Raw genomic sequence first — 6,718 nt, forward strand, 5'->3', positions numbered from 1 at the left:
GTATAGAAAGGAGAGGAACGTATTGATCAATGCAAATACAGACGAGGCATGGCTGCCTTTATATGAAGCGTTAGCGAGCCCGGTAAGGCTCTCCATCATAAATTTGCTTGCAACTAACATGATGAACGTGAAGGAACTTGCGGAGGCCGTTGGGCTGAGCAGCGCGATTGTGACGATGCACATTCGGAAGCTGGAGAAGGCTGGCATCGTTCATACGAAAATGGTGCGCAAGCAAGGGGGCACGCATAAAATTTGCTCGCTCGCCGAGCGTTCGATCGCCATCGAGCTGCCGCATCCCACGATGGATTTGCGGAAGGTGCATGATGTTAGCGTGCCTGTAGGCCATTTTACGGAGTTCGAGGTATTCCCAACCTGCGGCATCGCAACGGTAGACAAGCTGATTGGACAGTTTGATGATCCGCGCTTCTTTCTGGAGCCGGAGCGGATGAATGCTGGCATTTTGTGGTTCGGCAAAGGTTATGTGGAATACAAGGTTCCGAATTATTTGCTCTCGGGACAGCGGCCCGTCGCACTGGAAATTACGTTGGAGCTGGGTTCGGAAGCGCCGGGCGTAAACGAAAACTGGCCATCGGATATTGATTTTTCATTGAATGGCCTGGATATCGGAATGTGGACAAGCCCTGGCGATTATGGCGAAGTTAGAGGGCGCTTCTCTCCAGCTTGGTGGGGAGATCGGGTCAATCAATATGGCCTGCTGAAGGTCATTCGCATCCAAGAGGATGGCACGCTAATTGATGGACAGCATATGTCGTCCGTCAGCATTAGCGAAATTGGACTGGAGCGCAATTTCTGGACCTTCCGCATTGGTGTCAAGGAGGATGCTGTCCATGTGGGCGGGCTGACCTTGTACGGCAAAGGCTTCGGCAACTACAACCATGATATTATGTTCCGAGTCTTTTATGAGGATATGCGCGGCGTATAAGGCAGCTTAGCTGCCTTTTGCTGTATGTCCTCCCCCATCTTTCTAAACCAGAGGACCCCGAAGGCTTCCTTTCCGCTGCTTAATTTTTTTAGATCGACATGCCATTTTTAAAACAAGTAGATATAATGGGTAAGACAGGTAATATAAGCCAACCTTACTCGGAGGATTAAAGATGCTGACCATGTTCGCCTTTCTCAAAAAGTATCGTTTTGCCGCCTATGTTGCTCTTCTTCTTATGTTAATTGAGCTGATGGTGGAGCTTTTGCAGCCTTATATCATTTCCAAAATCATTGATGACGGCATTGGACAAGACAACCTATCTGTCGTACTGAAATGGGGCGGTTTCCTCATTGGTTGCTCCGTCATTGCGTTTGTCGTTGGTATCCTTAGTTCTTTCTACGCCTCCCATGTCAGCCAAAGCTTCGGCTTTGACCTGCGAGAGAGGCTCTACGAAAAAGTGCAATCGTTCTCATTTGCAAATTTTAACCGCTTTCCTGAATCTTCACTGATAACAAGATTAACCAATGACGTGACGCAGCTGCAAAATACGGTGTTCATGGGACTGCGCATTATGCTTCGCGCTCCCCTGCTTGTCATCGGAAGCATAGTGATGGCCTTTATCGTCCATCCAAAGCTCGCAATATGGGTTGCGGTGGTTATCCCTTTCCTGGCTGTATTTCTGCTTTGGGTGCTCAAGAAGGGCGAGAGCTTATTCCGTTCCGTTCAGCAGCAGCTCGACCAAGTCAATAGCGTGATGCAGCAAAACCTAATCGGGATGCGAATCGTTCGCGTGTTTGTGCGGATGAACCATGAATCTAAGCGCTTTGCGGGAGCAAGCGGTTTTCTGATGGATCGCACGATTTCTGCCCTTCGCTTGACGGAGGCGACCATGCCGATCATCCTGCTCGTGATGAATGCCAGTGTGATGGCAGTGCTTTGGTTTGGCCGCATTGAGCTGGATACGAATGGCGCTTCAGTCGGCGAGGTCGTTGCCATTGTCAATTACGCGACGAGAACAACGGCGGCGCTGTCCATCATGTCGTGGATTGTGGTCAACTTCTCTAGGGCACGCGCATCGGCGCAAAGAATTGAGGAGGTCATCTTGACCGATATTGACCTGACGGATACGAAGGAAAGCGATAAAGCTGCAAGGCTTAAGGAGGGCGGGGTTTCCTTTGACAAGGTATCGTTTCAATACCCGGAATCCGATCGCCGTATTCTGCATCAAATTTCGTTCACGGCTAAGCCAGGCGAGACGATTGCTATTATGGGAGCAACAGGCTCTGGCAAAACCTCATTAATCCAGCTAATTCCCCGGCTTTATGATGTTCAGAGCGGGGATATCCGGGTAGATGGAATGGATAATCGCCATTTGAAGCTGGCGCAGCTCCGCAAGCAAATTGGCTATGTACCGCAAGAAATTATGCTGTTCACAGGTACAGTCCAGGAAAACATTCGCTGGGGCAAGGAAAATGCAAGTTTTGATGAGGTTGTAGAGGCAGCGAAGCTGGCGCAAATTCATGACACGATTATGAAGCTGCCCGAGCAGTACGATACGATTGTAGGACAGAAAGGCGTCAATCTGTCCGGCGGGCAAAAGCAGAGGCTGACCATTGCGCGCGCGCTCGTCCGCAAACCGGTGATTTTGCTGCTGGATGACAGCACAAGCGCGCTTGACGTGCAGACGGAAGCATCACTGCTTCAAGCGCTGAAGCAGATGAATTGCACAACTTTTCTCGTTACGCAAAAAATCAGCTCAACGATATCAGCAGACTCTATTCTTCTGCTAGATGAAGGCGAGCTGCTAGCGCAGGGCACACATGAACGATTGATCAGGGAGTCCAGCTTATATCAGAAAATTTACGAATCACAGTTCGGGAAGGAAGGTGTATCCCGTGCTTAGACAGCTCAAAGAGCCATTTCAATACCAAAGGCCTGACAAAGCAGCGGAGGCTCCGGCAAGCGAACAGGCGGCAGGCAAAGGCAAGAAAAAACCAAGAGCTCAAAATGCTTCCCAGACGCTTAGGCAAATGTGGAGCTATTTAATCGGATACAAAGGCAAGCTGTTTGCGGTTATGGTTATGATCCTGCTCAGCTCTGGCTTCTCCTTGCTGGGTCCGTACCTTGCAGGGACGGCAGTCGACCATTTTTTAGTGAACAGAGACAGCGGCTTCGTTGTATTTCTAATTGGGATGGCTGTCGTATATGCGCTCCATTCCATTACGATGTGGCTGCAAAGCATATGGATGATCACGATTTCGCAAAAGACCGTATACCGCATGCGGGTACAGCTGTTTGAGCATCTGCACCGGCTGCCGATTCCTTATTTCAGCAAAAGGCAGCATGGTGAGCTGATGAGCCGGGTAACGAATGATATCGAGAATGTAAGTTCTTCCCTGAACAGCTCGGTTATTCAGGTGTTTTCAAGCGTGCTGCTGCTTATCGGGACGGTTAGCGTGATGCTCTCGCTTAGTCCGCTTTTGACCTTGTTAACATTTCTTGTTATACCGCTCATGCTGCTTGGGATGAAATGGATTACCAAGCAGACCGGCCGTTTGTTTAAAGCGCAGCAGCGCAATTTGGGCGATTTGAATGGTTATATAGAAGAGACGCTTTCGGGCCAGCGCATTGTCAAAGCGTTTTCGCAGGAGGAAACGGTCATCACTGCGTTTAAGGAGCGGAATGAACGCATTCTCGTTTCCGGCTTTTGGGCTCAAACGATCTCGGGCTTTATTCCGAAGCTGATGAACGCACTCAACAATTTAAGCTTTGCCATCATTGCGGGCATCGGCGCGGTGTTTGTTTTAAATGATGCCATTACGGTAGGGGTAATCGTTATTTTTGCCGAATATTCCCGACAGTTCACGCGTCCGTTGAATGATCTGGCGAATCAATGGAACACGATGCTGTCGGCAATTGCAGGCGCGGAGCGGGTATTCGATGTGCTTAGCGAGGAAGAGGAACGCACGGATGAGGCGAATGCTTCAGAGCTCAATGAGGTCAAAGGGCATGTCGTGTTCGATCATGTCACCTTTGCCTATGAAGGACGTTCGGCGACGATTAAGGATGTAAGCTTTAACTTAGCGCCTGGCGAGACGGTTGCGTTGGTTGGTCCCACTGGCGCGGGAAAAACGACACTTATCCAGCTGCTATGCCGATTTTATGATCCTAGCTCTGGCAGCATTCGGATAGACGGACAGGATACGAAGGAGATCAAGCGCGAGAATTTGCGTTCTCATATGGCTTTTGTGCTTCAGGACCCGTTCCTCTTCGAGGGTACGATAAGCGATAATATTCGTTATGGCAAGCTTGATGCTACAGATGCCGAGGTGGAGCAGGCGGCAAGGCTTGCGAATGCCCATAGCTTTATCGTTCGGATGAAGAACGGCTATCATGCTATTCTGAAATCAGACGGCAGTGGCATCAGCCAAGGGCAGAAGCAGCTGCTTGCGATCGCGAGAGCTATTCTTGCCAATCCATCGATATTGGTGCTGGATGAAGCAACGAGCAGTATCGATACCGTCACCGAGATCAAAATACAAGAGGCGCTGCAGCGGTTGATGCAGGGGCGAACAAGCTTTGTGATCGCCCATCGCCTGAATACGATTCAACAAGCAGACCAGATTGTTGTGCTGAGAGATGGCGCTATTATAGAGAAAGGCTCTCATGCGGAGCTGCTGCAGCAAAAAGGGTTCTATAGTTCGCTTGTAGGCGGACACCTGCAGAGCAGCTAAAACCTTCTTGCAACTATTTTCGCCGATGAGCAGTATTACTAGGTACAAACGGTTTCATCGTCCTCAGCAAGTAGAGGGAATCTGTTTTTTGTGGAAATAGAGACTACATCTTTTATGAACTATAGGAATTGCTACATTTCAAACAAGGAGGCGGGTAATATGGCAAAAGTGGAGTGCGCCAGCTGTGGACTCCATCATGAGATGGATACGGACAAGCTTATGGCTGCCGTTTGTTCCTCATGCGGCGTGAAGCTGGTTCAAGAAGCCATACCTTATGAGGTGACGGATGAGGAACTACAGGCTTCTATGAATATAGATGATAAAAACAAGCCAGAGGATGTCGACATTCATAAGTGGATAGGGAAAATCGGGGATCACGAGAAGCAAACCAAGTATGTGGAAGAAGGGTTCTGGGCAAAGGTGAAGCGTCATGCGGCAAAAGTACCGTTCGCTAAGGAAGTCGTGACGCTGTATTATTGCTCGGCAGATCCGAAGACGCCTTTAGCTACTAAAGTAACGGCAATCGGAGCGCTTGCTTACTGGATTTTACCGATTGACTTGTTTCCCGACTTTATCCCGGTAGTCGGCTTTGTTGATGACGCCACGGCCATATTTGTGGCTTATAAGGCAATCAGCGGACAAATTACGGATGAGCACCGCGAGAAGGCGGAGCAGTTCTTTATCCTTAACAAAAGTGTGAAGCTGGTAAAAACTCAGCCGTAAGCTTGTAGAATATCCCTTTGAAGGACGTCCGCGTTGATGAAACATGCGGGACGTCCTTTAATTTTGCCGATGGATCAGCCGCTAAAATAAGCTCCAGTCAAAGGTCTGTGACATTTGTTCAAGAAGGGCAACCCCTGCGATGCTGTTTCCTTTGCGATTCAGGGACGGTCCGACCAGACCGATGCCGTAACGTCCGGGTACCAATGTCAAAATACCGCCGGACACACCGCTTTTGGCGGGCAAGCCGACTTGAATGGCGAATTCCCCTGATGCGTTGTACATGCCGCATGTGGTCATAAACGTTTTGGCAATCTGGACATAGCGGCGTGGAATGAGCTCTTCTCCTGTAATCGGGTTCGTGCCGTTATGGGCGAGCACCAAAGCCATCTGGGCGAGATCGGTGCAAGTTACACAGATGGAGCAATGCCTAAAGTAGACATCGAGCACATCTTCGACAGCACCCTCAAGCACTCCGTTATCTTTGAGGAAATAGGCCATGGAACGATTCAGGTTGGCCGTGTCGGATTCGGAGCGGTATACGTCCAGATCGTAATCTAGCGAGCGGTTATTAGAGAGAAGGCGGAAAAATTCCAGTACCCGTCTCGACTTTTCAGTCGGACTTTCCCCTGCGATCAGAGAGGATATTGCAATCGCGCCTGCATTAATGAGCGGATTAAAGGGAATGCCGGGCTGCACCAGCTCCAGCTTGAGCATGGAGTTAAAGTTGTCACCTGTTGGCTCCATGCCTACTTTGTCAAAGACACCGGATTCGCCATTATCCATCAGCGCCAGAATTAAGGTAAATACCTTGGAGATGCTTTGCATGGTGAACGTAAGCTCCGAATTCCCCGCGGAGACGGAATTTCCCTGTGCATTGATGAGATGGATGCCAAGGGCGTCGATCGGGGATTTAGCGAGTTCAGGTATATAAGAAGCGACCTTTCCATTGGCGCACAGCAGCCGGTTCGTTTCAACCCATGTAGGCAGAAGCGTTTGAAGACGTTGGATTTCAGTAAGGGACATAGCGCAGCTCCTTCGAGTGAATCTGATATAGATAGATGATGTGTTTATTTTATAATAGGCGAACGGACTTTATATAGTGTCAATTCTGAAAAATAGAGCTGGTACTGCTGAAATATTCCCTATTTTATACGGAGAAATAATAATAAACGATGATTTTAAAGTTTTTTTCGAAAAAGGCTTGACCATTTGTAGGATAGCATGATATATTCTAATTCCGGCCGAGAGAAACACGCGGACGACAAGGAAAACAAGCAACACGAACGAAAGAATAGATTGCTCTTTGAAAACTGAACAA

5 protein-coding genes are annotated in these 6,718 nt (G+C 49.0%); 4 read left to right on the forward strand and 1 reads right to left on the reverse strand.

Going from position 1 to position 6,718, the window contains the following annotated elements; all coding sequences use genetic code 11:
- Positions 1 to 22 precede the first annotated feature (22 nt).
- The 4 genes from FJQ58_RS20140 to FJQ58_RS20155 all read left to right on the forward strand — a co-directional run bounded on the left by FJQ58_RS20140 (position 23) and on the right by FJQ58_RS20155 (position 5,400).
- Entirely contained in the window at positions 23 to 943 is a 921-nt protein-coding gene (locus FJQ58_RS20140; RefSeq protein WP_139996564.1) for an ArsR/SmtB family transcription factor, read from the forward strand.
- A gap of 172 nt (positions 944 to 1,115) precedes the next feature.
- Positions 1,116 to 2,846, forward strand: a complete 1,731-nt coding sequence (locus tag FJQ58_RS20145) for an ABC transporter ATP-binding protein (protein ID WP_139996565.1) — start codon at positions 1,116 to 1,118, stop codon at positions 2,844 to 2,846.
- Positions 2,839 to 4,677: an ABC transporter ATP-binding protein gene (locus FJQ58_RS20150; protein ID WP_238404200.1), complete on the forward strand. Its 1,839-nt coding sequence runs from the start codon at positions 2,839 to 2,841 to the stop codon at positions 4,675 to 4,677. Before FJQ58_RS20145 ends, FJQ58_RS20150 begins: the two co-directional genes overlap by 8 nt.
- 159 nt (positions 4,678 to 4,836) lie before the next feature.
- Complete coding sequence (locus FJQ58_RS20155; protein WP_238404201.1) at positions 4,837 to 5,400, forward strand: YkvA family protein; 564 nt, start codon at positions 4,837 to 4,839, stop codon at positions 5,398 to 5,400.
- An 81-nt stretch (positions 5,401 to 5,481) separates the two neighbouring features.
- Here the strand turns inward: FJQ58_RS20155 and glsA are convergent, their stop codons facing one another.
- Positions 5,482 to 6,423, reverse strand: coding sequence for a glutaminase A (gene glsA, locus FJQ58_RS20160; protein ID WP_139996566.1), 942 nt, complete (start codon positions 6,421 to 6,423; stop codon positions 5,482 to 5,484).
- Between the last annotated feature and the right edge of the window lie 295 nt (positions 6,424 to 6,718).

Source organism: Paenibacillus paridis, from assembly GCF_006345825.1.
GTDB classification, from domain to species: Bacteria; Bacillota; Bacilli; order Paenibacillales; family Paenibacillaceae; genus Pristimantibacillus; species Pristimantibacillus paridis.

Coding starts and splice junctions, on each gene's coding strand:
- FJQ58_RS20145 (WP_139996565.1), top strand. CDS start 1,116: ATGCTGACCATGTTCGCCTTTCTCAAAAAGTATCGTTTTGCCGCCTAT.
- FJQ58_RS20155 (WP_238404201.1), top strand. CDS start 4,837: ATGGCAAAAGTGGAGTGCGCCAGCTGTGGACTCCATCATGAGATGGAT.
- glsA (WP_139996566.1), bottom strand. CDS start 6,423: ATGTCCCTTACTGAAATCCAACGTCTTCAAACGCTTCTGCCTACATGG.